29 protein-coding genes are annotated in these 25,044 nt (G+C 65.4%); 12 read left to right on the forward strand and 17 right to left on the reverse strand.

What is annotated here, in order from left to right; all coding sequences use genetic code 11:
• Nucleotides 1–141: 141 nt before the first annotated feature.
• The 6 genes from flhB to flgB all read right to left on the reverse strand — a co-directional run bounded on the left by flhB (nucleotide 142) and on the right by flgB (nucleotide 3,652).
• Nucleotides 142–1,221, reverse strand: coding sequence for a flagellar biosynthesis protein FlhB (flhB, locus tag FJV43_RS05055; RefSeq protein WP_239625087.1), 1,080 nt, complete (start codon nucleotides 1,219–1,221; stop codon nucleotides 142–144).
• A gap of 12 nt (nucleotides 1,222–1,233) precedes the next feature.
• Nucleotides 1,234–2,004, reverse strand: coding sequence for a flagellar biosynthetic protein FliR (gene fliR / locus FJV43_RS05060; protein ID WP_194393047.1), 771 nt, complete (start codon nucleotides 2,002–2,004; stop codon nucleotides 1,234–1,236).
• Nucleotides 2,005–2,021: 17 nt separating this feature from the next.
• Nucleotides 2,022–2,285 (reverse strand): flagellar biosynthesis protein FliQ, encoded by a 264-nt coding sequence (fliQ, locus tag FJV43_RS05065; RefSeq protein WP_028180904.1) that lies wholly within the window; start codon nucleotides 2,283–2,285, stop codon nucleotides 2,022–2,024.
• Nucleotides 2,286–2,459: 174 nt separating this feature from the next.
• Nucleotides 2,460–2,768 carry a flagellar hook-basal body complex protein FliE gene (gene fliE, locus FJV43_RS05070; RefSeq protein WP_028180905.1) on the reverse strand — a complete coding sequence of 103 codons (309 nt, stop codon included), beginning with the start codon at nucleotides 2,766–2,768 and terminating at the stop codon, nucleotides 2,460–2,462.
• Between the two features lie 17 nt (nucleotides 2,769–2,785).
• Complete coding sequence (flgC, locus tag FJV43_RS05075; protein WP_028180906.1) at nucleotides 2,786–3,211, reverse strand: flagellar basal body rod protein FlgC; 426 nt, start codon at nucleotides 3,209–3,211, stop codon at nucleotides 2,786–2,788.
• A 36-nt stretch (nucleotides 3,212–3,247) separates the two neighbouring features.
• Nucleotides 3,248–3,652, reverse strand: a complete 405-nt coding sequence (gene flgB, locus FJV43_RS05080; protein ID WP_239625089.1) for a flagellar basal body rod protein FlgB — start codon at nucleotides 3,650–3,652, stop codon at nucleotides 3,248–3,250.
• Between the two features lie 354 nt (nucleotides 3,653–4,006).
• On the opposite strand from flgB, the gene FJV43_RS05085 reads away from it, so the two are divergent.
• Nucleotides 4,007–4,990: a flagellar biosynthetic protein FliO gene (locus tag FJV43_RS05085; RefSeq protein WP_239625091.1), complete on the forward strand. Its 984-nt coding sequence runs from the start codon at nucleotides 4,007–4,009 to the stop codon at nucleotides 4,988–4,990.
• Complete coding sequence (gene fliP, locus FJV43_RS05090; protein WP_239625093.1) at nucleotides 4,987–5,745, forward strand: flagellar type III secretion system pore protein FliP; 759 nt, start codon at nucleotides 4,987–4,989, stop codon at nucleotides 5,743–5,745. Before FJV43_RS05085 ends, fliP begins: the two co-directional genes overlap by 4 nt.
• Before the next feature lie 200 nt (nucleotides 5,746–5,945).
• Here fliP and FJV43_RS05095 read toward each other — a convergent pair whose 3' ends face one another.
• From FJV43_RS05095 to fliL, 5 genes are all read right to left on the reverse strand, one after another.
• Nucleotides 5,946–9,650 (reverse strand): tetratricopeptide repeat protein, encoded by a 3,705-nt coding sequence (locus FJV43_RS05095; protein WP_239625095.1) that lies wholly within the window; start codon nucleotides 9,648–9,650, stop codon nucleotides 5,946–5,948.
• Between the two features lie 102 nt (nucleotides 9,651–9,752).
• Nucleotides 9,753–10,514 carry a flagellar protein FlbB gene (locus tag FJV43_RS05100; protein WP_239625097.1) on the reverse strand — a complete coding sequence of 254 codons (762 nt, stop codon included), beginning with the start codon at nucleotides 10,512–10,514 and terminating at the stop codon, nucleotides 9,753–9,755.
• 9 nt (nucleotides 10,515–10,523) lie between these two features.
• Complete coding sequence (locus tag FJV43_RS05105; RefSeq protein WP_035675328.1) at nucleotides 10,524–10,970, reverse strand: DUF6468 domain-containing protein; 447 nt, start codon at nucleotides 10,968–10,970, stop codon at nucleotides 10,524–10,526.
• Entirely contained in the window at nucleotides 10,967–12,169 is a 1,203-nt protein-coding gene (gene fliM, locus FJV43_RS05110; protein ID WP_061883026.1) for a flagellar motor switch protein FliM, read from the reverse strand. The genes FJV43_RS05105 and fliM overlap by 4 nt, the downstream gene beginning before the upstream one ends.
• 19 nt (nucleotides 12,170–12,188) lie before the next feature.
• Nucleotides 12,189–12,686: a flagellar basal body-associated protein FliL gene (gene fliL / locus FJV43_RS05115; RefSeq protein WP_239625099.1), complete on the reverse strand. Its 498-nt coding sequence runs from the start codon at nucleotides 12,684–12,686 to the stop codon at nucleotides 12,189–12,191.
• A 384-nt stretch (nucleotides 12,687–13,070) separates the two neighbouring features.
• Here fliL and flgF point away from each other — a divergent pair, with 384 nt between their 5' ends.
• From flgF to flgH, 4 genes are read left to right on the forward strand one after another with little or no spacing between them, the layout of a single operon-like run.
• Entirely contained in the window at nucleotides 13,071–13,832 is a 762-nt protein-coding gene (gene flgF / locus FJV43_RS05120; protein WP_239625101.1) for a flagellar basal-body rod protein FlgF, read from the forward strand.
• Between the two features lie 16 nt (nucleotides 13,833–13,848).
• Nucleotides 13,849–14,637 (forward strand): flagellar basal-body rod protein FlgG, encoded by a 789-nt coding sequence (gene flgG / locus FJV43_RS05125; protein WP_028182232.1) that lies wholly within the window; start codon nucleotides 13,849–13,851, stop codon nucleotides 14,635–14,637.
• Between the two features lie 10 nt (nucleotides 14,638–14,647).
• Complete coding sequence (gene flgA, locus FJV43_RS05130; protein WP_239625102.1) at nucleotides 14,648–15,793, forward strand: flagellar basal body P-ring formation chaperone FlgA; 1,146 nt, start codon at nucleotides 14,648–14,650, stop codon at nucleotides 15,791–15,793.
• Between the two features lie 3 nt (nucleotides 15,794–15,796).
• Nucleotides 15,797–16,561, forward strand: a complete 765-nt coding sequence (gene flgH, locus FJV43_RS05135; protein WP_239625103.1) for a flagellar basal body L-ring protein FlgH — start codon at nucleotides 15,797–15,799, stop codon at nucleotides 16,559–16,561.
• 265 nt (nucleotides 16,562–16,826) lie between these two features.
• Here flgH and FJV43_RS05140 read toward each other — a convergent pair whose 3' ends face one another.
• Complete coding sequence (locus FJV43_RS05140; protein ID WP_239625105.1) at nucleotides 16,827–17,606, reverse strand: fumarylacetoacetate hydrolase family protein; 780 nt, start codon at nucleotides 17,604–17,606, stop codon at nucleotides 16,827–16,829.
• A 78-nt stretch (nucleotides 17,607–17,684) separates the two neighbouring features.
• Complete coding sequence (locus tag FJV43_RS05145) at nucleotides 17,685–18,713, reverse strand: aldehyde reductase (protein WP_239625107.1); 1,029 nt, start codon at nucleotides 18,711–18,713, stop codon at nucleotides 17,685–17,687.
• 96 nt (nucleotides 18,714–18,809) lie between these two features.
• Here FJV43_RS05145 and FJV43_RS05150 point away from each other — a divergent pair, with 96 nt between their 5' ends.
• Nucleotides 18,810–19,208: a helix-turn-helix domain-containing protein gene (locus FJV43_RS05150; RefSeq protein ID WP_239625109.1), complete on the forward strand. Its 399-nt coding sequence runs from the start codon at nucleotides 18,810–18,812 to the stop codon at nucleotides 19,206–19,208.
• 281 nt (nucleotides 19,209–19,489) lie between these two features.
• On the opposite strand, the gene dksA is transcribed toward FJV43_RS05150, so the two are convergent.
• Both dksA and FJV43_RS05160 read right to left on the reverse strand, forming a co-directional pair.
• Nucleotides 19,490–19,855 (reverse strand): RNA polymerase-binding protein DksA, encoded by a 366-nt coding sequence (dksA, locus tag FJV43_RS05155; protein ID WP_085966600.1) that lies wholly within the window; start codon nucleotides 19,853–19,855, stop codon nucleotides 19,490–19,492.
• Nucleotides 19,856–20,073: 218 nt separating this feature from the next.
• Nucleotides 20,074–20,685, reverse strand: a complete 612-nt coding sequence (locus FJV43_RS05160; RefSeq protein WP_239625111.1) for an NAD(P)-dependent oxidoreductase — start codon at nucleotides 20,683–20,685, stop codon at nucleotides 20,074–20,076.
• 146 nt (nucleotides 20,686–20,831) lie between these two features.
• On the opposite strand from FJV43_RS05160, the gene FJV43_RS05165 reads away from it, so the two are divergent.
• On the forward strand, nucleotides 20,832–21,203 hold the full coding sequence (locus FJV43_RS05165) for a helix-turn-helix domain-containing protein (RefSeq protein WP_061023262.1): 372 nt from the start codon (nucleotides 20,832–20,834) through the stop codon (nucleotides 21,201–21,203).
• Between the two features lie 3 nt (nucleotides 21,204–21,206).
• On the opposite strand, the gene FJV43_RS05170 is transcribed toward FJV43_RS05165, so the two are convergent.
• The gene (locus tag FJV43_RS05170; RefSeq protein ID WP_035678102.1) at nucleotides 21,207–21,620 is read right to left on the reverse strand and encodes a flagellar assembly protein FliX; all 414 of its coding nucleotides are present in this window, start codon (nucleotides 21,618–21,620) and stop codon (nucleotides 21,207–21,209) included.
• A 282-nt stretch (nucleotides 21,621–21,902) separates the two neighbouring features.
• On the opposite strand from FJV43_RS05170, the gene FJV43_RS05175 reads away from it, so the two are divergent.
• From FJV43_RS05175 to FJV43_RS05190, 4 genes are all read left to right on the forward strand, one after another.
• Complete coding sequence (locus FJV43_RS05175; protein ID WP_028181459.1) at nucleotides 21,903–23,027, forward strand: flagellar basal body P-ring protein FlgI; 1,125 nt, start codon at nucleotides 21,903–21,905, stop codon at nucleotides 23,025–23,027.
• Nucleotides 23,027–23,395 carry a flagellar assembly peptidoglycan hydrolase FlgJ gene (gene flgJ / locus FJV43_RS05180; protein ID WP_239625113.1) on the forward strand — a complete coding sequence of 123 codons (369 nt, stop codon included), beginning with the start codon at nucleotides 23,027–23,029 and terminating at the stop codon, nucleotides 23,393–23,395. Before FJV43_RS05175 ends, flgJ begins: the two co-directional genes overlap by 1 nt.
• 11 nt (nucleotides 23,396–23,406) lie before the next feature.
• Nucleotides 23,407–23,904: a hypothetical protein gene (locus tag FJV43_RS05185; RefSeq protein ID WP_239625115.1), complete on the forward strand. Its 498-nt coding sequence runs from the start codon at nucleotides 23,407–23,409 to the stop codon at nucleotides 23,902–23,904.
• Nucleotides 23,905–24,060: 156 nt separating this feature from the next.
• The gene (locus FJV43_RS05190) at nucleotides 24,061–24,420 is read left to right on the forward strand and encodes a hypothetical protein (RefSeq protein ID WP_239625117.1); all 360 of its coding nucleotides are present in this window, start codon (nucleotides 24,061–24,063) and stop codon (nucleotides 24,418–24,420) included.
• 151 nt (nucleotides 24,421–24,571) lie between these two features.
• Here the strand turns inward: FJV43_RS05190 and flaF are convergent, their stop codons facing one another.
• Nucleotides 24,572–24,940, reverse strand: a complete 369-nt coding sequence (gene flaF, locus FJV43_RS05195; RefSeq protein WP_028181463.1) for a flagellar biosynthesis regulator FlaF — start codon at nucleotides 24,938–24,940, stop codon at nucleotides 24,572–24,574.
• Between the last annotated feature and the right edge of the window lie 104 nt (nucleotides 24,941–25,044).

Consider the following 25,044-nt stretch of genomic DNA (forward strand, 5'->3'; position numbering starts at 1 on the left):
AGCCTGTCGGCAGAGAATCAACGCGTTACGGGGCGCGTGGGGTCCTCCCTGCCTGAATCGGACCCAAAGGTGCAAGGGCAGCAACGGCGAAAGGTACGCTGATTCCCAGATTACGGCCATTTCCGGTATTTTTCGGGTGTTTTATCCCCGCCCGGCGCTGAATCCGCGCTTCAGCCGCATGACGTAGCCGATGACTTCGGCAACCGCATGATAGTGCTCCGTCGGGATTTCCTGGTCGATGTCGACCGTGGCGTAGAGCGCCCGGGCCAGCGGAACGTTCTCCACGATCGGGATGTCGTGCTCGCGCGCGATCTCCCGGATCTTGAAGGCGAGGTTGTCGACGCCCTTGGCGACGCAGATCGGCGCCGACATGCCCCGCTCGTAGGACAGCGCCACCGAATAGTGGGTCGGGTTGGTGATGATCACGGAGGCCTTGGGAACCGCCGCCATCATGCGCTTCTTGGCGCGCTGCTGCCGCAACTGCCTGATCTTGCCCTTGATGTGCGGGTCACCTTCGGATTGCTTGAATTCTTCCTTGATCTCCTGAAGCGACATCTTCTGCCGCTGGAACCAGCTTCGGTACTGGAAGAAATAATCGGCGATGGCGACGATCGCGAGCGCCGCGACCACCGCTCCGAGCAGATGAATGGTCATGCTGGTGGTCGCGCCGAGCATGGCGGCCGGATCGAGCCGGACCATTGCCTCCATGCGGTGCCGCTCCGGCCACAGGATCATGGTCATGACCGCGCCGAGCAAGACCAGCTTGCCGATGCCTTTGAGAAAATTGGCGGCCGCCTGCTTGCCGAAGATGCGCTTGAAGCCGGCGCCGGGCGAAATCTTGTTGAATTTGGGTTTCAGGGATTCGGCCGACCACACCAGGCGGTGCTGGAGCATGTTGCCGGCAATCGCCGCCAGCATCAGCATCAGGAGCGGCACGCCGACGGCCGCGAGCACGACGAATTCGATCTGCTGCATCAGCGCGAGCAGAGCCTTGCCGTCGGTCTTGATCATCCAGGAATTGGCGAGCAGGTTGCGCATCGGCGTCAGCAGCCCGCTGCCGACCGAGCCCGAGAAGGTCGAGACCACCAGCGTGCCGCCCGCCATCATGAACCAGGTATTGATCTCCTGGCTCTTGGCGACGTCGCCGCGTTCGAGCGCATCGTCCAGGCGCTTTTGCGTCGGGTCTTCTGTTTGACTTTCGGGATCGTTGTCTTCCGCCATCGATCGCCCCCGTCACTTGAGCGGCATCATCTGGTGCATGACACCGATGAAATAATCTAGAAACGTGCCCATCATCGCGGTCAGCACCACGGCGAGCACCAGGAAGCCTGCGAAGATCGACAGCGGTACGCCGACGAAATAGACCTGCATCTGCGGCATCAACCGCGCCAGCACGCCGAGCCCGATGTTGAAGACGAGGCCGAACACCAGGAACGGTCCCGAGAGCTGCAAGCCCAGGCGGAACGCGGCGGTGAAGGCGCGCGTCGCCAGCGAGGCGACATCGCCGCTCGATACGGTCTCGCCCGGCGAGAAGATCGTATAGCTGTCGTTCAGCGCGGCGATCACCAGATGGTGGCTGTCGGTGGCAAACAGCAGCGTCACGCCGAGAATGGTCAGGAAGTTGCCGACCAGCACGCCCTGCTGTCCCTGCGTCGGATCGACCGAGGTGACGAAGCCAAGCCCCATCTGCTGCGCGATCACGGATCCCGCAACCTGGAGCGCCGACAGCGTCACGCGCGCTGTCGCGCCCAGCACGATACCGATCGCGATCTCATGCAGCATCAGGACCAGCAGCGGCGCGAGCGAGCCCATGTCGACCTGGTAGGCGTTTCGATGCAGCGGCAGGATGATCAGCGTGAGCATCAGCGCGATCGACAGCTTTATCCGCGTCGGGATGTTGGTCTCGCCGAGCCCTGGCAGCAGCATCACCATCGCGCCGACCCGGGCGAAGGCGAGCATGAAGGAAGCGGCGAGCGCCGGCAACAGCGAGACGTCGATGCGCATAATTCACGCATCTTGCCTCAGCCGCCGATGATTCGCGACGATATACGCATCATGTGGGCGTGGAGCGAGTCGGCCATGAACGGCAGCGCCAATAGCATCGTGGCGAAGATGGCCAGGATCTTCGGCACGTAGATCAGCGTCTGCTCCTGGATCTGCGTCAGCGCCTGGAACAGCGACACGATGACGCCGACCACGAGGCCGACCACCATCAGCGGCGATGACACGATCACGATGGTCCAGATCGCATCGCGTGCGACGTCGAGGGTCTCGGGTCCGGTCATTTGCTGAATTCCTTATTCAAGTTTCATCCCCACCATCCCGGAGAGGATTGTCCGGCCCCTCCCCGTCATTGCGAGGAGCCCTTGCGACGAAGCAATCCAGAGTGGTGCAACGGAAAGATTCTGGATTGCTTCGCTGCGCTCGCAATGACGCTTGGCGGGCACCCTGCCCCCAATTCAAATCGGCATCTTCATGATGTCTTCATAGGCCGCGATCACGCGATCGCGGACCGAGACCAGCGTGGATACCGCGACGTCGGTGTCCGCGACCGCCGTCACCACGTCCATCACGTTGGCCTTGCCGGCGGCCATCGCCACCGTCTGCGCATCGGACTTGCGGCCGGACTCCATGACGCTGCCGACGGCGTCCTTCAGCAGCGAAGCAAAGGATTGCCCGGTCGGCTCGCTGCCCTTGCCGGCGCCGCCGTTCTCGAGCACGCGGGCAAGGTTGGCATAGGCGTTCGCTGCGATTGTCGGTGATGCCATGACTTAAGATGTCCTGTTCAGCTCTTGAGGATGTCGAGCGTGCGCTGGATCATCCGGCGCGTCGCACTGATGATGTTGAGATTGGCCTCGTAGGACCGCTGCGCATCGCGCATGTCGGTTATCTCGACCACCGAGTTCACGTTGGGATATTTGACGTTGCCGCTCGCATCCGCGGCCGGATTGTTCGGCTCGTATTTGACGCGGAAGTCGGACTGGTCGGGCTTGATCCTGCCGAGAGTGACGACCTGCGCGTCCAGCGTGCGGTCGAGCGCGGAGGAGAAGGTCGGAACCTTGCGCCGATAGGGATCGCCGCCGGCGGTCTGCGCCGTCGAGTCGGCATTGGCGATGTTTTCCGAAATCACCCGCATGCGCCCGGCCTGCGCGCGCAGGCCGGAGGTGGCGATCGCCATCGAGCGGGCAAAGTCGCTGCTGTCATTCGCCATGTTTCGCCTCTAGCTCTCCTGGTTCCGGGATCACGCCTAGGCCTTGCCGATCGCGGTCTTGAGCAGGCGCAGGCTCTTCGAATAGAGCGAGGTCGCCGCCGCGTAGTCCATCTGGTTGCTGGCGGCCTTCATCATCTCCTCCTCGAGATTGACGGCGTTGCCCGCAGGGCGGGTCTCGAAGCCGGCGTTCTTGTCCTGGTCGAATGCGGAGACGGCGCCTGATGGCGTCATGTGCGAGCCGCTGGTACGGGTCAGGGCCAGCGGCCCCATGGCCCCCGTGACGGCGCCGGTCCTGTCGAGCTTCGGCTCGACCAGGTCGCGCGGCCGGAATTTGGGCGTGTCGGAATTGGAGACGTTCTCGGACAGGACGCGCTGGCGCTCCTGGTGCCACTGCATCTTGGTGCGAAGCGCCGACAGCACCGGGAGGTCGTTGATGGACATCGTCGCGGCTCCTTCAGCCACCCTTGCGGACCCGAGGTCCGAAGCTAGGCAGAATTTGCCGCCTGTATGGTTAACAGCTGGTTAAGAGCGCTCTCGAAGCATGTCGCCGGGCGAGACACGATTTTCGCGCGCCCGTGATTCTACGCCTCGAAAAGTGGCATTAACCCAACCGCTTGGCGGGGCGTGCACAGGCCAAGAAGTCGTTTTGGATCGGGCGATTCATGGGTTATTAAGAGTTGGGGACGGCAAAACTTGCCGTGGAACGTTAAGAAATCGCAGCTTGGGGCATCGTACGCCGGTGGTTGGCAAATCTGACCATGGGTACGAGAAAAGCGCCATTTGTCGGGGACAAGTATGCAAGGCAGCCCTATCACCTTCATCGTCGCGTTCATCGTCGTTCTGGCGTTGATCGGCGTCGCTGCATGGCTGGTTCGCCGATTCGGCAGCAGCCGGCTGGGCGCCAACACCCAGCGCGGCAGGATGCCCCGGCTCGCCGTGATCGACGCCGCTGCGGTCGACGGCCGGCGCCGTCTGGTGCTGGTCCGGCGCGACAATGTCGAGCATCTCCTGATGATCGGCGGCCCCACCGACATCGTCGTCGAGCCCAATATCGTCCGCGCCGCGCCGAGCCGCGACCAGCTCCCGCAGCGTCCCAACGCCGCCGAGCCGCCGCGCCTTGCTCCCATGCCCGACGTCGGCGGTTGGGCCGACGAGGCGCCGCGACCGGAACTACTCGATCATCCCGAGCCGCAGATGCCCGAGCCCCCGCCGCGGCCCGCCCGCCCATCCTTCGCCGATGAGGTGCGCCGGCCTGCTCCTGCGCTGGCCGAACGTCGCAGCGAACCGCCCCTGGGAGGCTTTACACCTGAGCCGATCGCGCCGCGTCCCGAGCGCGAACCACGGCCCGAGCCCCTGCCGCCGCGCATCGCCCGCGGCGAACCGCCGCTGATGCCGCGTCCGCCGCGCCAGAGTGAGCCGGTGAAGATGCCGCCAATGCGCCCCGAGCGCGCCGCACCGCCACCTCCGCCTCCGCCTCCGCCTGTTGTGCCGCAGGCTGCGCCCGTTCCGCCGCCGGCACCGGCCCCTGTGCCCTCGAGCGCCGAGCAGAATCTCGCCGAAATGGCGCAGCGGCTGGAGGCTGCCCTGCGCCGCCCGGCCGGCGAAACGGTCGCGCCTCCGGTTGCGCCGGAGCCGCCGGCCGCCCCCCCGCGTGCCGCACGCAGCGAGCCGCCGGCGCCACCCGCCCCGGCAGCGAAGCCGGCCGCGGAAAAGACCAGCTTTGAAAATCTCGAAGACGAGATGGCCTCGCTGCTCGGCCGTCCGAAGCCGTCTTCGTGAGGTTGCCGGCCCTCCCGCGTAGAGTTCTCTTCCTTTCTGTCCTGATCGGCGCGGCCTCGCTTGCGATGCCGGCGCATGCCCAGGACATCAGCATCAATCTCGGCGGCGGCGCTGGCGGCGGCGGCGTCACCGAGCGCGCGATCCAGCTGATCGCGCTGCTCACGGTGCTGTCGATCGCGCCGTCGATCCTGATCATGATGACCTCGTTCACGCGCATCGTGGTGGTGCTGTCGCTGCTGCGTACCGCGCTGGGTACCGCGACCGCCCCGCCGAACTCGGTGATCATCGCGCTCGCGATGTTCCTCACCTTCTTCGTGATGGGCCCGGTGCTGCAAAAGTCCTACGACGAAGGCATCCGCCCGCTTGTCGCCAACCAGATCGGCGTCGAGGATGCGCTCCAGCGCGCCTCCGTCCCCTTGCGCGGCTTCATGCAGAAGAACGTGCGCGAGAAAGACCTCAAGCTGTTCCTGGATCTGTCGGGCGAGCCGCCGCCGGCCACCCCCGACGAACTCGCCTTGCGCATCCTCGTTCCCGCCTTCATGATCTCCGAGCTGAAGCGCGCCTTCGAGATCGGCTTCCTGTTGTTTCTCCCCTTCCTGATCATCGACCTCGTCGTCGCCTCGGTGCTGATGTCGATGGGCATGATGATGCTGCCGCCGGCGACGATCTCGCTGCCGTTCAAGCTGATCTTCTTCGTGCTGGTCGACGGCTGGTCGCTGGTCGCGGGAAGCCTGGTGCAGAGCTACGGAGGGTAACGGCGGCTCGGCCCCACGTCGCCGCCGCATCTTCTCCGCCACCGGCGATTGCGCCCGCCCCCCTCCCCGTCATTGCGAGGAGCACTTGCGACGAAGCAATCCAGACTGCCGCCGCGGAGAGACTCTGGATTGCTTCGCTTCGCTCGCAATGACGGAGAATGTCGAGCCGTCACGGGCCGCGTTTCGCGCGGCAACCAGCCCTACCGCGTTATCTTGATCTGCCGCACGACGGGAATCGTGGGCAGCGCGCCGGTGTGGTCGGACTCGTCCTTGGCTTGCGGCGAACCGGGCGCACGCGCCGTGGCGTCGGGGAAGCGCTGCTTCATCTCGCGCAGGAAGCCGTCCAGCGTATCGACGCTGGCAGCCAGCTTGGCGATCTCGGCGAATTCGGCGCTCGAGGCCGCGGCCGGCTTGCTGGCGATGTCGAAGGCGAGACGGTCGGCGCTTTCGCTCATCAGCGGCGCGTATTTCTCGCGGAAGCGCGACAGGCCGATCGAATCGTCCGCGAGCGCATAGCCGACGGCGGCGCGGATGATGTCGCTCTTCTCGACCGCGTTGAGCGGCTTGAAGTCGCGGAAACGGTCGCCGTAATAGAGCTCGATCTGCTCGGCGGACTCGCGCCAGCGCCGCGCCGCCCAGAAGATGTCGGAGCGAAGGCGGAGCACTTCGCGCCCGGAGACGTTGGAGACGATGTCGAGCGCGAGATCGTGGCGGCCGACGTCGCTCTGCGCGCGCGCTTCCAGGAGCAGGCGCTGCTGCCGGAGCTCGCCGGAGAGATCGCTGATGCGGCTCGCGCGCAGCGCGGTGATCGCCATGTCGGGCTTGCGGTTGGCGAGATAGATCATGGACAGGCGGGCGGCGACCTGGGCACGCGCCGCGCCTTCAAGGCGATGATCGACCTGGTATTGCAGGAGCTCGGCGGCCTGATCGAGCAGATCGATCGAGGCGAGACGGTCGGCGAGCCGGCGGATCAGCTCGTCGCCGCGGCGGCCGATCGGCGTCAGCTCGCGGAACTCGTAGAACATCCCGAGCGCCTCCACCGGCGGCAGTTCGTCGCCCTTCGGCCCGAGAAATATCTGCGTGAACAGCTCGGAGGCGAGATCCTGCGCCTGACGCGAGGCCTCGGCGTTCGGCTGAAGCCTCGTCGCGGTCCGCGCGGCGGTGAGCGCATCCCGGTAACGCCCGTTCTCGGCATACAGCCGCGACAGCATCTGGAGCGTCTTGACCTCGATCGTGTCGCCGCGCCAGGTCATGGACAACGTCTCGAGCTCGCGCAGCGCCTCTTCCTTGCCGATCTCGTCGCGCTTCTGACGCAGCGCGACCTCGAGCTGCTTGGCCTCGGCCGCAGCCGGCCGGTCGCTCGAGGCGACCGCGAACCTGTAGTCGTCCAGCGCATCCTTGTCGTGGCCGAGCGCCTCGGCGAGCCGGCCGCGCAGCACGGCGAAGCCGGGCGCGGCCTCAGGCGGGACACCGACCACCTCGAGCTCGCTGCGGCGCTTGGAGGCGCCTGCATAGTCCTTGACCTCGAGCGAGGCGCGCATCGCGTCCATCGTCACGATACGCTGGATGTCGAGCGGCAGCGAGGCGATGGCGAATTCGACGTTCTTGAACTTCTCGCGCGCGTCCGCCCATTTGCCCTGACGCGCATAGGCGAGCGCCTTCCAGAGCTGGGAATCATGGCTGTTGCCGATCACGGGATTGGCGAGGTCCTTGAGGCCCTGCGCCGGCCGGCCGATCAGGATGCTCGCGATCGCATGCATGATCAGCGCGCCGCTCTCCTCCTTGTTGAGGGGATCGCTCAGCATGACGTCGGTGACGGCCTTGGCTTCGTGATACATGGCGCGCGACATGTAGAACTGCGCGAGGTCCAGCCGCGGCAGCGAACGCAGCGCCGGTTCGACCGCCGAGATCGCCGTCACCAGCTCGCTCTGGCGCACCATGAAGTTTTCCGATTGGCCCTTGCGCCAGCCTTCGGGGCTGAAGATCGGGCGCACCGCGGTCGGCGCCCGCTCGGCCGAGATGTCGACCGGCGAGAGCGTCAATCCCCCCTTCTTGCCGACAATCACCTTGTCAGAGCCGACCTCGACGCCGACCTCGTCGGAGTTGGGCCGGATCGCGATGCCGTGCGCCGATTCCAGGAGCGAGAGATCGACGAGATCCTGCCGCTTGATGAAGCCGCGCACCGGCCGCTGCGCGGTGACGACATAGAGCGTATCGCCGGCGTCGGGATCGGTGAGCTTGTGCAGGAGGCCCGGATTGGCGAAGGGGATCGCGATGTTGGCGAGCGCGGGATCGGTGATGTTGCGCGACATCATCAGCGGCAGCGGCGTCGCCTGGATCTTGTCGGCGAGCGTCAACAGCCAGTTGGTCTCCTTGCCGACCTCCTCGCTCGTCAGCGAATAGACCAGCGGACGGGTGAGACGGATGCGCACCGCCTGCCCCTTGTCGAGCGGGATGCGGCCGACCTCGCCGATCATGGCGCCGCCCTTGGTGCGGATCGCCTCGACATCGATCGGCTTCGGCGTATCGAACACTAGCCACACCGTGTCGCCGCGGCGGAACGCCGCCGCCGGCGTTGCGACCTGAAGCGGGAACGTCACGCGCAATCCGTCGCTGTCGCGGCGCGCATCGACGCTGGCAACGGCGGGCGGCGCGGCCGGCGCCGCGGGCGCAGCCTTGACGACTTCCTTGACCGGCTCTTTCGGCGCGTCGGCCGGCGCCGGCCTGGCAAGCACCGCCGCAGCTTCGGGAGCGGGCGACGCCGGCTTCGCGGCTTCCTTGGGCACTTCCGGAGCGGGCGCAGCTTCGACCGCGGGAGCGGCTGCCGGTTTCGGCGCCTCGGTGGACGGCAGCGCGGCGGGCGCTTCCGGCTTCACCTCGGGCTTGATGTCGATCTTGGCTTCGCGTGCGATCGTCTCGGAGGTCGGCGGCGCGATCTCGCTGCGGGGGTCCTTCGGCTTCTCGGCCGCCGGCTTTTCCGGCGCAGGCGCCGGTGCGTGACCGGCGGGCTTCATCTGCGCGATCGCCGCCTCGGGCGTCGCGGCCGCCTTGCCCTTGTCGGGCTGGAAGGCGACATCGACGACGTAGTTCTTCTCGTCGCGGAATGAATGCACGTCTGAATCGCCGATCAGCGCGATCTCGACATTGGTCTGGTCGATGTCGGCCTTCTGCTTGATCGAGGCGACGTTCGGCGGCGCCGCGACGACCGCGTCCGCCAGGTCGAAATTGAGGTTGGCGTTGAAGGCGAGCGTGAGCTTCTGCTCGTTGAGCACGGAGGAGACGCCGACGCCGTCGGGCATCTCGAACACGAAGCGCACGAAGGTCGGCTGCACCGAGGCACGCACGCGGATCTGCGGACGCTTCCTGGCCTCGGCCGCGGCGCGCTGGGCACGCAGCGCGCGCTCGGCCACGCGCGCGCGCTCGGCGAGCTCCTTGACCACGTCCATGGGCAGGCTCGGCGGCGGTCCCTTCCAGCCTTCGGGCAGCAGGTCGACGAAGGTGCGCTCGCCGGCGTTCATGGTGTTGACGGTAACGCGCCGCGCCAGCGACAGGCGGATCGCGCTCCCATCCGGGTCGCGGCGGGCGGAGTTGACGTAATCGGGCGCACCTTCCGGGATCCGGTCGACGGGAACGTCGACGGGCCGGTCGAAACGGATCACGAGAATGGAGCCTGCGGTCGTCACCTCGGAGGGAACGTCCTCGCCGAGCCTGATCACGAGACGAGCAAAGCCGCCGCCGGCGGAAAAATTCGCCTCGCCCCTGACCGGGTCGGCCGCCCGGACCGGCGCCGCGAGGCCAATCAGGATACAGGCCGTCAGCACGCGCGCCTTCCGGACATGACGCGACAATCCCCGCGCCGCTGCGCGGGCTCGCGACACAAATCCAGCGGCAGCCTCTCGCGCCATTGGCGGCATTTCTTCCGGTTCGGCGGGCGTGGCGGCACTGGCGCCGGCCCGTACCGTTGAATCTAAGGTTTTCCCAATTAAGGACTTCTTAAGTATGAGCCCTCAATTCGGCTTTTGCGTCGGCTTGCCCTCGATCTTGGGAAGATCGCCGGCCGAGGCGGACTGATCGCCGCCGCCATTGGCGCGGCGGGCCATCTCGACCGTCAGCCGCTCGGCCGCCTCCGGCGACATCAATCCCATGATGTCCGACATCTTGCGAGGCGCGATGGCCGAGGCGATCTCGATCAGCACGCCCATCTCGAGCCGGTCGAACACCCGCGCGGCATCCTTGGGCTTCATCCCCTCATACATGGTCACGAGGCCCTTCATGCGCTGGGCTTCGGCGGCCTTCTGCTCGGCCTGCGTCGCGGAGATGCGGGTTTCCACCGCCTTCATCTCCTCGACCTTGTTCTCGATGCGCTTCTCGGCCGATTTCAGCAGGCTTTCCCGAATGTCGATCTCGCGCTGGCGGGCTTCGATCTCCTGCCGCCGCGCCTGCAGCCGTTCCAGGATCGCACGTTCCGAGGCCGAGACCTGGGGCTGGCCTTCCTCCACCTTGACCACGGTGCCCTCGGGCTTGGTCTCCGGTGCGGCCGGCTTGGGCGCCTCCTTCGGCGCACCATGGGTCGATCCGGTGATGTCGGGGTCATCGCGACCGGTCGGGAAATTCAGATTCTCCTGCGCCCAGGATTTCTTGGTCTGGTTCGGCTTGTAGTCGAAGACGTAGCCGCCGTTGATCACGAGGCCCGCCACCTTCAGCGTGGCGAGGCCTGCGACGGCGACCAGGACGACCGGAATGACGCGGATGTTACGAAAGGACTTCATACCCAGGCTTTATGCGGCAAGGCCGTTGGATCGCCGGCGCTCGGAGAAGGCTTCGGCCGCAGCCGCCACCGCCTTCGCCGTCGACGGCTTGGCCGCAGGCGCGGCGGCCGTTTCGGGGTTCGTCACGGGACGCGCGGCGATCGCGATCTTGGACAGGCGCCGCACCACGTTGTCGGCCTCGCCGAGCTGCTTGTAGAGCTGGTCCGACATCTGCGTCGCGGCGGCGAGCTGGCTGCCCAGGTTCTCGTTGACGTCGCGCACGGCCAGCTTCAGCCCGCCGATCGCGCGCTCGGCGATCTCCGTCGCGGTGATCAGCTCGCCGATGACCGCCTTCAGCGAATGCTCGTCCGCCTTCAGCCGCGTCAGCCGCTTGTTGAGCATGACGCAGTAGACGATCGTCAGCATCAGCAGGATAGCCACCAGCGTCTCGATCGCCATTCCCAGGGAGTGGTTCATGGGGCCTCCATCATCTTGTTCTGCTCGTCGACCTTCTCGAACATCGCAAGTGTCGTACTTGGCTTGCGCAAGGGTTTCGTCACGCGGATCGCGACGCGGTCGCCGACCCGGCCCATCCGCCCCTCGGTCAGCGTGACGTCGCCGCAGCGCACGGTGACGTTGGCGTCGGCGCGCATGTCCAGCGGCAGCGTGTCGCCGACCTTGAGCCGCATCAGCTGCTTGAGCGGAATGTCGGCCTCATAGAGCACCGCATCGACGGCGATCTCGGCCTGCACGATCTCGGTGGCGAAGTGGCCTTCCCAGACCGGATCGCGGCCGAACTTTTCGCCCATGAACATCTGGAGCAGGACGCCCCGGATCGGCTCGATGGTCGCGTAGGGCAGCAGCAGCTCGATATTGCCGCCGCGATCTTCCATGTCGATGCGCAGGCGGACCAGGATCGCGGCGTTGGCGGGACGGCTGATCGCGGCGAAACGCGGATTGGTCTCGAGCCGGTCGATCGTGAAGGTCACCGGCGACAGCGGCCGGAACGCCTGCTCGGCATCGGCCAGCACCACCTCGACCAGCCGCTTGACCAGCTCGGTCTCGATCGTGGTGTAGGGCCGGCCCTCGATGCGGAGCTGGCTGGTGCCGCGGCGGCCGCCGAGCAGCACGTCGATCATCGAATAGATCAGGTTGGAATCGACCGTCGCCATGCCGAAGTTCTCCCACTCCTCGGCCTTGAAGACGGTGAGGACGGCGGGCAGCGGGATCGAGTTCATGTAGTCGCCGAAACGCACCGAGGTGATGCGGTCGAGCGAGACTTCGACGTTGTCGGAGGTGAAATTGCGCAGGGACGTCGTCATCAGCCGCACCAGGCGGTCGAAGACGATTTCGAGCATCGGCAGACGCTCGTAGGAGACCATCGCAGAATCGATGATCGCGCGAATGCCGGAATGATCGTCGAGCGTGACGTCGCCGACGGTGAAGCCGAGGAGATTGTCGATCTCCTCCTGCGACAGCACCCGCTCGCCGGAGTTCTTGCCGGTGCCGAGATCGCGACTGCCGTCCTCGACCATGGCCGCCCATTGCAGGGCCATGGTTTCCGACAGCTCGTTCTCGGCGGCAGCCTTTGCGGCCTCGGCGGGATCCTCGGAATCGAGCGAGGCCTCCCACTGGGCGGCAATTGCATCCTGGTCGACCTGGTCGTTGCCCGCCATGATCCCTAGTCCGTCATGCTCACTGGACCACGACTTCCTTGAACAGCACCGCGCTGACCTGGATCGGGGCGACCGCCGCGTTGACGCGCTTGGTCAGCTCCTCCTTGAGGCGGAAGATGCCGGCGGAACCGTTGAGGTCGGAGGGGCGCAGCTCGCGCACATAGGTCTGGAAGATGTCGGTGACGCGCGGCATCGTCGGCTTGATCGCCTCGATCTGCTTCTCTTCCTTCAGCTCCAGCACGATCTTCAGCCGCAGATATTGCACGCGCTCGCCCGGCGCACCGGCGAGGTTGACCATCATGTCCGGGACGTCGACGAAGGCCGGCGGTTTCGGCGGCGGCGCGGCCTCGGCATGATGCTCGGCGTCGCCATGACGGAAGAAGAAGAACCAGGTCGCCGCACCGCCGCCGAGGACGGCGAGCAGCCCAACAGCCATGATGATGAGCTTGAGCTTGTTCTTCGGCGGAGCGGCTTCCGCGCCGTCGGCGGCTGCGCCGCCCTCCTCATTCTCTGCCATGGTTGCCGCGCTCGTTCATTTCTCAAAGGGGTCGAAAGAGCGAAGCCTCCTGGCAGACAGTGACGCGATACAAATGCCCCAGCGCAATGCGCTCCTCTGATGCGCAAACGCTACGGTAATAATGGTTAACGGAACCTTTCGATTGGGCCTCCGCTAGGAAAAATCTGCCGGGCAAACATGGCTAACAGAACCTTTCTGCCGCCCTTCCGCGCCCCTCAAAAATCAGCAACCATTTGAAATTGTGTGCCTTTTTAAGTTGGCACGGCTTTCGCTGAGAGAGGACCGAGACCTCACGGTTTGGGAGAACCCGAGGTCTCGTTCACGGGACCCGCCAAGGCGCTTGGGAGAGCGAAATGGCAGATCTCACTCAGGGGAGATTTTCCGATGCAGAACGCGCTTCTGATCGGCTTGTCACGGCAGATGACGTTGGAACGGCAGATGGACGTCGTCGCCAACAACGTCGCCAATGCCAACACCAACGGCTTCAAGGCCGACCATTCGCTGTTCGAGGAGTATCTCAACTCGAACGCACGTCATGACAATTTCATCGGTCGCGACCGCCGGATCTCCTATGTGCAGGATCGCGGCACCTTCCGCGACGTCGGCCAGGGGCCGTTGGAGCCGACCAACAATCCGCTCGACATCGCGATCAACGGCAACGCCTATTTCGCGGTGCAGGCCAATGGCGGCGAGCTCTATACCCGCGACGGCAAGTTCTCGCTCAACAGCACCGGCCAGCTCGTCACCGCGAGCGGCAATCTCGTGCTCGGCAATGCCGGCCCGATTACCTTCCAGCCGACCGACCACGACATCAATGTCGCGCCCGACGGCACCGTCACGGTGCTCGAGGGTACGGCGCGGACCGACTCGATCCGCGGCAAGATCCGCATGGTGTCGTTCGACGATCCGGCCAAGCTGACCAAGCTCGGCGGCAATCTCTATGGCGCCGGCTCGGCCAACCAGCAGGCCGACACCAGGTCCACCTTGCAGCAGGGTTACATCGAGAAGTCGAACGTGAATGCGGTCGGCGAGATGACCCGCATGGTCGAGGTGATGCGCAGCTACACCGCCATCGCCAGCCTGCTCCAGCAGCAGAGCGACCTCCACAAATCGGCGATCGACAAGCTCGCCGACGTTCCGGCCTGATTGAAGGAGAACTGACATGCAGGCGCTTCACACCGCTGCGACCGGAATGGCGGCACAGGAACTCAACGTTCAGGTGATCTCCAACAACATCGCCAACCTGCGCACCACCGGCTTCAAGAAGCAGACCGCGGCATTCCAGGACCTGATCTATGAGCACGTCCGCCGCGTTGGCGCCCAGTCGTCCGACCAGGGCACCATCCTGCCGGTCGGCGTCGACATCGGCGGCGGCGTCAAGACCGTCGGCACGCCGCGCAGCATGACGCAGGGAACGCTGTCGCAGACCGGCAACGACCTCGATCTCGCGATCTCGGGCGATGGCTTCTTCAAGATCCTGATGCCCGACGGCACCTACCAGTACACCCGCGACGGCACCTTCCAGATGGACAATCAGGGCCGCGTCGTCACCGCGCAGGGCAACCCGGTGCAGCCGACCATCACCATTCCGAACAACGCCTCGGGGATCTCGGTCAGCGAGCAGGGCCAGGTCTCGGTGACGCTGCCGGGTTCGTCGACCTCGTCGATCATCGGCCAGATCGGCGTCACGCGCTTCATCAACAAGGCGGGCCTTCAGCCCGTCGGCAACAACCAGTTCATCGAGACGCCCTCCTCCGGCGCGCCGCAGGACGGCACCGCCAACTCCGAGGGTTACGGCAAGATCACGCAGGGCAGCCTGGAGCAGGCCAATATCGACGTCGTCTCGGAGATGAGCGACCTGATCGCCGCGCAGCGCGCCTACGAGATGAACGCCAAGGTCATCAGCGCGGCCGACCAGATGATGCAGTCGACCACGGCGCTGTTCCGCTGAGGTGATGACGATGATCCGCACCACGCTCGCCTCGATCTCCACCCTTCTCATGCTGGCATTGCCGGCAGTGGCCGCCGACGAATTCATCGCCTCGCCGGCGCTGCGCGCAAGCGTCACCGTCACGTCGGACGTGGTGCGGATCGGCGATCTGATCGAGAACGCAGGATCCGCCGCGCTGATCCCGGTCTACCGCTCGCCAGATCTCGGCACCACCGGCACGCTGACGGTCGGCCAGGTGCTCGCCGTGCTGCGGGCAAAACAGGTGATCGGCGTCACGACCGGCGACATCAAGGAGGTCCAGGTCACCCGCCTCGCCCGCACGCTCGCCAGCAAGGACATCCAGAACGCGGTCACCGCTGCGCTCGAGCGCCGCTTCGGCCTCGGAGAAGCCGCCAACATCACCGTCACGTTCGACCGCAGCGTCGCCGAGATGCGGCTCGATGCCTCCAACACCGGCGCGCTCGAGCCGGTCGCAACCCGCTACGACGCCCGCAGCGGCCGTTTCGACATCGCCTTCGAGATTGCCAACGACAGCAACTCTGCGCCGACCAAGCTGCGCTTCAGCGGCACCGCGATCGAGACCGTGGAAGTGGCCGTGCTGACCCGCGACATCGACCGCGCCGAGCTTCTGAAATCCTCCGACGTCTCGCTGGAACGCCGGCCGAAGGCCGAGGTCACCGGGGAACCGGCCGCGCGCGACCGCAGCATCGGCATGCAGTTGCGCCGGGCGATGCGCGCGGGCGCGCCGCTCCGCGTCGCCGACATCGTCAAGCCCGACTTCGTGCTGCGCGATCAGGCCGTCACCATCATCTACCAGGTGCCCGGCCTCTATCTCACCACGCGCGGCAAGGCGATCGAGAACGGAGCCGAGGGCGACACCGTCAGCGTGCTCAATCTGCAATCCAAGCGCACGCTGACCGGCGTCGTCACCGGCCGCGGCCAGGTGACGGTCCAGGGTGGAAGTCAATCCGCGCCGATGGCGCCGGCCGTCGAGCAGACCTCGTCGATCAAGCGCGACGACGTGCCGCCGGCCGCAGCCCTGGCGCAGAGCCTGATCCAGACACCCGCGTCTGCGGCCCAGATCGCCCAGGCACAGATCCCGCAGCCCCCGATCCCGCAAGCTCGTCTCCCGCAAGCTCCAGCCAAGTCAGAGTAGGTCATGTCCACGTTCAGTTCGGCTTTCCGCCTTCGTCGCATCGCGATCTCTGCCCTGCTGCTGGCAACTTGTGCGCTGGCAAGCGGCTGCTCCTCGATCGACCGCCTGTCGCAGATCGGCGAGCAGCCGAAGCTGTCGGCGATCGACAATCCGACGACGCAGCCCGGCTACAAGCCGGTGCAGATGCCGATGCCGAAGCCGGAAGTTGCCTCCTACAATCCGAACTCGCTGTGGCGCAACGGCAGCCGCGCGTTCTTCAAGGACCAGCGCGCCCGCCAGGTCGGCGACCTCCTGACCGTGACCGTGAACATCACGGACAAGGCCAACATCGAGAACGACACCTCGCGCAGCCGCACCAACAAGGAAGATTCCGGAATCACGGACTTCATCGGCTCGCAAACGATCACCCAGGCCAACAAGATCCTGCCCGGCCGTATCCTGACAGCCGACTCGACCTCGTCCAGCGAGGGCAAGGGCAGCGTCGACCGCAAGGAAGCCCTGCAAACCAACGTCGCCGCCGTGGTGACCCAGGTGCTTCCGAACGGCAACCTGGTCGTCGAAGGCAAGCAGGAGATTCGCGTCAACTTCGAGATCCGCGAGCTGATCGTGGCCGGCATCGTACGCCCCGAGGACATCCAGAGCGACAACACCATCGACTCCACCAAGATCGCCCAGGCCCGCATCGCCTATGGCGGCCGCGGCCAGATCACCGACGTGCAGCAGCCGCGCTACGGCCAGCAAGTGATGGACGTGCTGCTGCCCTTCTAGTCCTCTCCCGAGCTCCCACATCGTGTTCGCGAACCTAGGCGCGAACGACGGTGTACTACGCGGCCTCCGGTAGCTCCCCTGCCGGAGGCCGCATGTGTTTCGGAGATGATGTGCCGCGACGCATGACTTCGAGGCCAGTCGGTGTAATCAAGCGTGCCCCAGCCTCCGTCATTGCGAGCGAAGCGAAGCAATCCAGACTGCCGCCGCGGAACGATACTGGATTGCTTCGTCGCGAAGGGCTCCTCGCAATGACGGTGGCGAGAGCTCACGTAAACTCCGCCTCCACCACGCCCAGCCCATCCAGCTCCATCCGCACCTTGTCGCCGGCTTTCAGCCACAGCGTCTTGACCAGGCTGCCCGTCAGCACGAGTTGCCCCGCATGGAGACCCTTGCCCTCGGCGGCGAGATGGTTGGCGAGCCAGGCGAGCGCGTTGTGGGGATGGCCGAGCACGTCGGCGCCGGTACCCTGGCTCACCTCCTCGCCGTTGATGATGGCACGGCCCTTGACCACCTTCAGGTCCGGAACCGACGAGCGCGGCACCGACGGACCCAGCACGCAGCCGGCGGCGAAGAAATCGTCGGCAATCAAGGTCGGCGCGCCCATCGTTTCCCACTTCACGTAGCGATCGTCGACGATCTCGATTGCGGGATGATAGGCATCGACCGCCTCGCCGACCCATTCGGCCGTGAACGGCGCCTCGCCGGCGGCAAGGTCCCGCTTGAGCCGCACCGCGATCTCGCACTCGACGCCGACCCGGACATAGTTGGAGGTGGCGAGCTTGGCGCCGCTGTCATGGACCCCCTTCTGGAACACGCCACCGCCGCAGGGGTGCGGAATGCCGATGTAGTCCTGCATCACCTGGCTGGTGCAGCCGATCTTGTAGCCAACGAGCGGACCGAGATGCGGCAGCAGGAGATCGTGCAGGGCGCGCTGGACCTGATAGCCCTCGGCTTCATCAGCGGGAGGACGCTCCAGCGCCGCGAGCGGCGCATGGTTGCGGCGCGCCAGCGCGATCGCCTTTGCGGCTTGGAGTATCCTGTCCATCGGCGCCGGCTCCCACGCTACGCATTCGAAGGCGACACTTCAGCATCCCCGCCCGGGCGTGACAAGTCGGGGGCAACCTCACGCCTTGACCAGGCCGAGCCGGATCAGGCTCTCGGCGGTCGCAAGGATCGCCTCGTGGTTGGAACGGGGCTCCCAGCCGAGCAGCGACCTCGCCTTGGCGCTGGTGGAACGCCGCACCCTGCCGAGCATCGGCACGACCGCACGCAGCAGGGGAATCCGGGTCGCGGCCAGCCGCACCAGCCAGTCGGGGGCCTGAAGCCGCGGAACCCGGCGAGCGGACGGCCCGAGTTCCCGCCGCAGCACCTTGGCGATATCGAGGATCGACATCGTTTCACCGGAGACCGCGATGAAGCGCTCGCCCCTGGCCTCGGGCGCCGTCATCGCGCGCAGGTGCAGATCGGCGACATCGCGCACGTCGACCACGCCGAAATAAACCCGCGGCACCGCCGGCATGGCGCCGTCGAGCAGCGATTTGACGATCTCGATCGAGCCAGAGAAGTCCGGCCCCAGCACGGGACCGAAAATGCCGGCGGGATTGACCACCGACAGTTCGAGGCCGCCGCCCTCGCGCGCGATGAAATCCCAGGCCGCCCGCTCGGCCAGCGTCTTGGATTTGATGTAGGGCTGCAGGCCGGAAGCATCGAGATCGGTCCAGTCGGTCTCGTCGAACGGCTTTTCACGCGGCGGATGGCCGTAGCCGATCGCGCCCAGCGACGAGGTGATGACGACGCGCCTGACGCCGGCCTCGCGCGCGGCGAGCAGCACCCGCAGCGTGCCGTCGCGAGCCGGGACGATCATCTCGTTCTCGTCCTTGGGCACGCTGGTCGACAGCGGCGAGGCGACGTGCATGACGTAGTCGCACCCGTCGATCGCCTCGCGCCAGCCCGCGTCTGCCGTGAGGTCCGCCGTGAAGAAGGACACAGTTTCCGGCGAAGCCGCCCCGCCCTCGCGCAGCATCGCCAGCACGTCGTCCCGACGATCGGGCCGGCGTACCGTCGTCCGCACGTCATGGCCCGCGGCCAGAAGTTGCAGGACGACGTGAATGCCGACGAAGCCCGACCCGCCGGTGACCAGAACAGTGCTCATTGCCAACTTCCCCTCGATGCGAGGGTCGGCGGATCGGTTCCGATGCGGCCCTGCTCAAGGCCGCATCTGGTCACTATCTCCAAGGGGACAAGTAGAATGGATTTCGAGACCGGTATGGAAAACCTGACCAGCAACTGCGACCACGACTGCGATTGCAGCCCAGATCCTGCCCTGCTCGGCGACTTCAAGCGCGCCATCCACGCCCTCGGCGGCAAGTGGAAACTGGAGATCCTGTTTACGCTGATGAACGGTGCGGTTCGCTTCGGTGCCTTGCGACGATCGATCGGCGGCATCACCCAGCACATGCTGACCACGCAGCTTCGCGAGCTCGAGCAGGATGGCCTCGTATCGCGCATCGTCCTCACGGAGAAACCCTTGAGGGTCGAGTACGAGCTGACGGATGCGACTTACGGCCTCTTGCCGGCATTTAAGGAAATATTGAGCTGGTCCAGGCTTTATGGGGACGCGCGCCTCCTGGCGTCGCGGCAGACCTGATTGCAGCGATGCTTGATGCAGCTGGATCGGCGTCTCACCATTCGAGCCGACGTCGTTGATGCGACTCGCAAAACCTGCCCCACCTGAAGTGAAGGCTGTTTCTCATCCGAACTCACGTGAGCTCGGAGGAATCGAGTCTAGCCCATTGATCGTGATTCACTTTTCGCGATCACGCTTCGCATGTTGCCGCGCGGCTGCAAGCGGCAGACAAAATGCGGATCACGGCGCCAAACGGCGCCTTGCGTCCCAAAAACAAAGAGCCGCACTTGGCGGCCCGGGCTCTATTCGTCGCGATAGACCTTCTCGCGTTTCTCGTGGCGCTCCTGCGCTTCCACCGAGAGCGTTGCGATGGGCCGGGCTTCGAGCCGCTTCAACGAGATCGGCTCGCCGGTTTCCTCGCAATAGCCGTAGGTGTTGTCCTCGATGCGCTGGAGCGCGGCGTCGATCTTGGCGATCAACTTGCGCTGGCGGTCGCGGGCGCGGAGTTCGATGGCACGGTCGGTTTCGGACGATGCCCGATCGGCGAGATCGGGGTGGTTCACGTTCTCCTCCTGCAAAGCCTGCAGGGTGAGCTTGGACTCTTTGAGGATCTCATCCTTCCAGGCGAGGAGCTTCAAACGGAAGTACTCCTTCTGCCGGTCGTTCATGAAAGGCTCTTTGTCGGTCGGTCGGTAGTTTTTCAACTTTTCCAAGGGAGGCCTATCTGTCTAAGCAACGACTCGCAAACGGAACGAGGTCCGTCGAGCGGGGCGTTATATAGCGGCCTCCTGTGACAGACAATATTTCCCCTCACCGCCCGGGTGCCGCCCCCAAGCCCTTGCACAGGAAGGTTTATCCTGGAGGGACCTTGGGGGCGGCTGACGGCTCAATAGCCGACCGTGAAGCGCTGCCTCAGATGGGCGGGCCGTTCGATCTCGTCGGCGAGCGCGATGGCATAGTCGGCGAAGGTGATCCAGCTCTTTCCATTCGCATCTGCGAGAAGCTGGTCGGTCCCAAGCCGGAACTTGCCCATGCGTTCCCCCTCGACGAACAAAGCCGACGGCGAGATGAAGGTCCAATTCAGGTCCTTTTCCTGCCGCAGCAGGTCGAGGAAGGCCGAGCCCGCCTCCGCCTCAGCCTTGTATTGGGTAGGAAAATTGGGAGTCGTGACCAGCTTCACGCCTGGGGCGACCTCGAGGCTGCCGGCGCCGCCGACCACGAGGTAACGACCGATCTTGGAGTCCTTCGCCGCACCGATCAGCTTGAGCGCGTCACTGGCCAGGAAGTGCACGGAACTCACGGCGACGTCGTGCCCGGCCCACAGCTTGGCCAAACCGGCCTGGTCGAGCACATCCCCCTTGGTCGGCGTGACGTTGGGCAGGGCTGCGATCTTCTCGGGATTCCGGGCGATGGCTGTGACGGCGTGGCCGCGGCGGGACAGTTCCCTGGTGATCTCCGACCCGGCCCGGCCCGAGGCGCCGGCGACTGCGATTTTCATGGAAGGCTCCTTTGCTTCTATAGTAACTATCAGTAACTAGATATCGCAAAGGATGCTGGTGTTAAGAGAGCACTTTGTGCTTACCTGATTACGCTGGAGTAACCGGCATGCATATTCGCAAGCGACCAGACTCTCGAGGACCGACGATGAAACCCGACGTTTATGCAGCGAACTGCCCTACCCGCCAAATCCTCGATCGCGTCGGCGACAAATGGGCGGTGCTGATCCTCTTGCTCCTGCGCGAGGAGCCGATGCGCTTCAATCAGTTGCGGCGCACGATTGAAGGCATCTCGCAGAAGATGCTGAGTCAGGTTCTCAAGTCGCTCGAGCGCGACGGCCTGATCAGGCGCCATGCCATCGCGACCGTTCCTGTCACGGTGGAATATTCGATCACGCCACTCGGGCTGACGCTGGCCGCGGCGGTCGATCCCCTGCGCGATTGGGCCGAGCAGAATCTGAAGGACGTGCTCGCGGCGCAGCGCCGCTACGATGCGCAGCAGAAGGAGGAAGCGGCGTAGACGCTAGGCCTGCCCGGCCTTCGCGAGCTCGACTTCGACGCGCAACTCGATCTCCGAGAGCACGGAATCGAGTCCGGCATCGCCCGACGAGGATTTGAGGTTCGCCGCTGCATCACGCAGACGCATCACGGTCGAGGCGTCGAGGTTTCCGGACAGCAGTCCCATCTTCAGATCGTCGAGCACGTCGAGCGCGGTCCTGCCGCGGGCGACCGAGCGCTTGCGGCGCTCGACCGGATCCTCTTCGACGCCCTGCAATGCCAGCAGCGCGTCGATGTTGGCGGTGGCCTTCGGTGCGGCAGCGCTCCGCGTCTCCTGCGCCGACGAGGTGTCGGGCAGCACGAAGGTGCCGGAGCCGGTCCGCCTGGCCTGGCTGGCCGGCGTTCCTAGCGTGGTTCCGTTCGGTCCGTAGATGCGCATCGGAAGGAATCCGGGTGATCGATGCCGGAGCTTCGCCGTTTTATGGTTAACGGCCCGTAAACAGCCCGGCAAAATCTGCCGACAGGCGGCAGTTTCGCTCCTCAGGCACAACGCCCGCTGACACCGGTCGAAACAGATTTATTCAACCTATTCAGCGATCTATCCCGAAGCCCCGGGTTGGCACAGCGCTCGCAAGGAAAGCGCCGGACCAGCTCGTCATGGGAGTGTCGTGCAGGTCCTTCCGATTTGAGGAGCTTCTTTAGGAGCCTTGGGGAGCAGAGGATGCCAGGCGTTCGTTGGGTGAGGATTGTTGGGGTGGCCTGCGCCGCGTTGTCAGCGCTGGCGCTCTCGGTCACGCCTGCAAGCGCGACATCGCGCATCAAGGACCTCGCCAACATCGAGGGCGTGCGGCAGAACCAGCTCATCGGCTACGGCCTCGTCGTCGGCCTCAACGGCACCGGCGACACGCTCAACAACATCCCCTTCACCAAGCAATCGCTGCAGGCGATGCTCGAGCGCATGGGCGTCAACATCCGCGGCGCCACCATCCGCACCGGCAACGTCGCCGCCGTGATGGTGACCGGCAACCTGCCGGCCTTCGCCACCCAGGGCACGCGCATGGATGTCACCGTCTCCGCGCTCGGCGACGCCAAGAACCTCCAGGGCGGCACCCTGCTCGTGACCCCCCTCCTGGGCGCCGACGGCAACGTCTATGCGGTGGCGCAGGGCTCGCTCGCGATCTCCGGCTTCCAGGCCGAGGGCGAGGCGGCCAAGATCGTGCGCGGCGTTCCGACCGTCGGACGCATCGCCAACGGCGCCATCATCGAGCGCGAGATCGAGTTCGCGCTCAATCGGCTGCCGAACGTGCGGCTGGCGCTGCGCAACGCCGACTTCACCACCGCCAAGCGCATTGCGGCTGCGGTCAACGACTATCTCGGCGTCAAGACCGCCGAGCCGATCGACCCCTCGACGGTGCAGCTGTCGGTCCCGCCGGAGTTCAAGGGCAACGTCGTCGCATTCCTCACTGAGATCGAGCAGCTCCAGGTCGATCCCGATCTCGCCGCCAAGATCATCATCGACGAACGGAGCGGCATCATCGTGATGGGCCGCGACGTCCGCGTCGCCACAGTCGCTGTGGCGCAGGGCAACCTCACCGTCACCATCTCCGAGAGCCCGCAGGTCAGCCAACCCAACCCGCTGTCGCGCGGCCGCACCGTGGTCGCGCCGCGCAGCAGCGTCACCGTCACCGAGGACGGCAAGAAGCTGGCCGTCGTCAAGGACGGCGTCTCGCTCCAGCAGCTCGTCGACGGCCTCAACGGCCTCGGCATCGGTCCCCGCGACATGATCAGCATTCTCCAGGCGATCAAGGCCGCCGGAGCGATCGAAGCCGACATCGAGGTGATGTGATGCAGGCAGGCTCCATCAACACCCCGCGCGCCACCACCGCTTCGGCGTTCTCGGTGGAGAGCCGCAACGGCCGGCCGGACTTCGAGCTCGCCGCCGCGTTGCAGAAAGTCTCACCGCAGCAGCAGGCCAAGGCGCAGAAGACCGCCACCGATTTCGAGGCGATGTTCCTCAACAGCATGTTCTCGCAGATGACCTCGGGCCTGAAGGGCGAAGGTCCGTTCGGCGATACGCCCGGCACCGGGGTGTGGCGCTCGATGCTGACCGAGCAATATTCCAAGAGCTTTGCCCAGGCCGGCGGCGTCGGCGTCGCCACCGAAGTCTACCGCACCCTGATCATGCAGCAGGCGAAAACGATCCGCACGGCATAAGGTCAAACGAAATGAACCATTTCCACGCCTCACGTCAGCCGCTGCAAGCCCAGAGTCCGAACACTGCGCCCGGCAGCACCGAGGCGCGCAAGCTCGCCGAAGGCCTGATGGACGCAATGAGCGCGCTGCTCGGACTGATCGAGCGCGAGACCGAGCTCGTTCGCGCCGGCAAGGTCCGCGAGGCGATGACGCTCGAGAGCAAGAAGCAGGAGCTGTCGCGCAATTACGTCGGCGCCGTCAGCCAGCTGAAGGCGAACCAGGCCCAGCTCGCGAAATCCGCGCCGGAGCTGCTCTCGACGCTGCATCGCCACCACGATGCGTTTCGCGCGATGCTCCAGGTCAATCTCACCGTGCTGGCGACCGCGCACGCCGTCTCCGAGAGCGTCGTGCGCGGCGTCAACGCCGAGATCCAGAAGCGCAACGTGCCGAACACCTATACGGCCGCGGGGCGCCGCGCCGCGCCGGGTCCGCGCCACATCACCCCGCTCGCGGTCAGCCGCTCGCTCTGAGCGCACAGGACAAGCGACATTTTTACGAAATATTGCGCGGCGATAGCGTCGCACGGTTAGTCACGTTTCCTTACCAGGTCTTCAAACCTGGTGTTCCATGGTTGCGCTATTAGAGGGGTTGGGATTTGACTCAAGTAAGGCAACCAGGAGGCTGCCATGAGTACAGATTTCAGCATCAGGCCGGTGGGGATCCCGGCACCCGCGCAGATCGTACCGACGTCCAACGTGGCGGCGAACGAGGCTGTGCAAACGGATCTTCCGGTGAGCCAGACGGTCGCCGCGAGCGATACGGGCGCGCCTGTGCGCAATGATCTGCCGAACCACGAGAACGTCTCGCGCCAGGTCGTGTTCGACCAGGCGGCCGCGTCCTTCGTCTTCCAGGTCGTCAACGCCAAGACCGACGCGGTGGTGACCCAGTTCCCCGACGAGGCGATGCTGCGCCGGCGCGCCTATTTCCATGCTCTGGATATGAAGTCCGAGCCCTCGCGTCCGCTCAGCACGGACGTCAGCGCCTGACGACGAGGTGTCGACCGTCACGACGGCGGATCGACACCAGTCGAGTCCGCCGCAAGTTCGGTGGCGATGTCATTGATCCGCCCCAGCGCCGGCTTCCGTCAGCGTCGACCTGGTCCGCGGTCGGCAAATGCTCGACCACGACCGCTCTGCGTCACGGCCGTCCGGACAGGCCTGCAGCGATGTTGCGGTTGATCTCGATCAGCGGGCGGAAATGATCGAACTGCGGGCTCATCTGCAGCGCGGCCGTCTGGCTCAATACGAACACGCTGATGTTGGCGATCTTCTGCCGGACGTCGATCGGCTGCGGATTGGTGTCACGCATCGCCTCGCTCAGGAAGATGGTCCAGAGCTTGCGGTTGAACATCAGGGCCTGCATGGTCTGCTCGCTGAGCGGATCGGCGTTGTTCACCGCGTCCTGGAGCTTGTTGGCCGCCTTGAGCAGGGTCTGCGCCTCGATGTCCCGAGGAGATGCGGTGGTCGTTGCAACACGCGCATAAGCCGAGGCAGCGGAATTCGACATCAATCACACCCTGGACGTTACCTAACGCGTTCTACGCGCTTAAGGATTTCTTTCCCAACCCTAGGCAGCACCGCTTAAGATTTGCTTACGTGTTGTGCTTGGAA

The sequence above is a fragment of the Bradyrhizobium sp. I71 genome (assembly GCF_022354745.1).
Lineage (GTDB): Bacteria > Pseudomonadota > Alphaproteobacteria > Rhizobiales > Xanthobacteraceae > Bradyrhizobium > Bradyrhizobium liaoningense.

Bases quoted from the DNA above. Each gene is read 5' to 3' on its own strand.
- flgJ (WP_239625113.1), top strand. From the start codon at position 23,027: ATGCAGGCAGGCTCCATCAACACCCCGCGCGCCACCACCGCTTCGGCG.
- FJV43_RS05150 (WP_239625109.1), top strand. From the start codon at position 18,810: ATGGATTTCGAGACCGGTATGGAAAACCTGACCAGCAACTGCGACCAC.
- fliL (WP_239625099.1), bottom strand. From the start codon at position 12,686: ATGGCAGAGAATGAGGAGGGCGGCGCAGCCGCCGACGGCGCGGAAGCC.
- flgH (WP_239625103.1), top strand. From the start codon at position 15,797: ATGTCCACGTTCAGTTCGGCTTTCCGCCTTCGTCGCATCGCGATCTCT.
- flgB (WP_239625089.1), bottom strand. From the start codon at position 3,652: ATGTCCATCAACGACCTCCCGGTGCTGTCGGCGCTTCGCACCAAGATG.
- FJV43_RS05095 (WP_239625095.1), bottom strand. From the start codon at position 9,650: ATGGCGCGAGAGGCTGCCGCTGGATTTGTGTCGCGAGCCCGCGCAGCG.
- flgG (WP_028182232.1), top strand. From the start codon at position 13,849: ATGCAGGCGCTTCACACCGCTGCGACCGGAATGGCGGCACAGGAACTC.
- FJV43_RS05170 (WP_035678102.1), bottom strand. From the start codon at position 21,620: ATGCGCATCTACGGACCGAACGGAACCACGCTAGGAACGCCGGCCAGC.
- fliQ (WP_028180904.1), bottom strand. From the start codon at position 2,285: ATGACCGGACCCGAGACCCTCGACGTCGCACGCGATGCGATCTGGACC.
- FJV43_RS05190 (WP_239625117.1), top strand. From the start codon at position 24,061: ATGAGTACAGATTTCAGCATCAGGCCGGTGGGGATCCCGGCACCCGCG.
- dksA (WP_085966600.1), bottom strand. From the start codon at position 19,855: ATGAACGACCGGCAGAAGGAGTACTTCCGTTTGAAGCTCCTCGCCTGG.
- flgA (WP_239625102.1), top strand. From the start codon at position 14,648: ATGATCCGCACCACGCTCGCCTCGATCTCCACCCTTCTCATGCTGGCA.
- FJV43_RS05165 (WP_061023262.1), top strand. From the start codon at position 20,832: ATGAAACCCGACGTTTATGCAGCGAACTGCCCTACCCGCCAAATCCTC.
- fliM (WP_061883026.1), bottom strand. From the start codon at position 12,169: ATGGCGGGCAACGACCAGGTCGACCAGGATGCAATTGCCGCCCAGTGG.
- FJV43_RS05160 (WP_239625111.1), bottom strand. From the start codon at position 20,685: ATGAAAATCGCAGTCGCCGGCGCCTCGGGCCGGGCCGGGTCGGAGATC.
- flhB (WP_239625087.1), bottom strand. From the start codon at position 1,221: ATGGCGGAAGACAACGATCCCGAAAGTCAAACAGAAGACCCGACGCAA.
- FJV43_RS05105 (WP_035675328.1), bottom strand. From the start codon at position 10,970: ATGAACCACTCCCTGGGAATGGCGATCGAGACGCTGGTGGCTATCCTG.
- FJV43_RS05085 (WP_239625091.1), top strand. From the start codon at position 4,007: ATGCAAGGCAGCCCTATCACCTTCATCGTCGCGTTCATCGTCGTTCTG.
- flgF (WP_239625101.1), top strand. From the start codon at position 13,071: ATGCAGAACGCGCTTCTGATCGGCTTGTCACGGCAGATGACGTTGGAA.
- FJV43_RS05175 (WP_028181459.1), top strand. From the start codon at position 21,903: ATGCCAGGCGTTCGTTGGGTGAGGATTGTTGGGGTGGCCTGCGCCGCG.
- FJV43_RS05140 (WP_239625105.1), bottom strand. From the start codon at position 17,606: ATGGACAGGATACTCCAAGCCGCAAAGGCGATCGCGCTGGCGCGCCGC.
- flgC (WP_028180906.1), bottom strand. From the start codon at position 3,211: ATGGCGAATGACAGCAGCGACTTTGCCCGCTCGATGGCGATCGCCACC.
- fliE (WP_028180905.1), bottom strand. From the start codon at position 2,768: ATGGCATCACCGACAATCGCAGCGAACGCCTATGCCAACCTTGCCCGC.
- flaF (WP_028181463.1), bottom strand. From the start codon at position 24,940: ATGTCGAATTCCGCTGCCTCGGCTTATGCGCGTGTTGCAACGACCACC.
- FJV43_RS05100 (WP_239625097.1), bottom strand. From the start codon at position 10,514: ATGAAGTCCTTTCGTAACATCCGCGTCATTCCGGTCGTCCTGGTCGCC.
- fliR (WP_194393047.1), bottom strand. From the start codon at position 2,004: ATGCGCATCGACGTCTCGCTGTTGCCGGCGCTCGCCGCTTCCTTCATG.
- FJV43_RS05145 (WP_239625107.1), bottom strand. From the start codon at position 18,713: ATGAGCACTGTTCTGGTCACCGGCGGGTCGGGCTTCGTCGGCATTCAC.
- FJV43_RS05185 (WP_239625115.1), top strand. From the start codon at position 23,407: ATGAACCATTTCCACGCCTCACGTCAGCCGCTGCAAGCCCAGAGTCCG.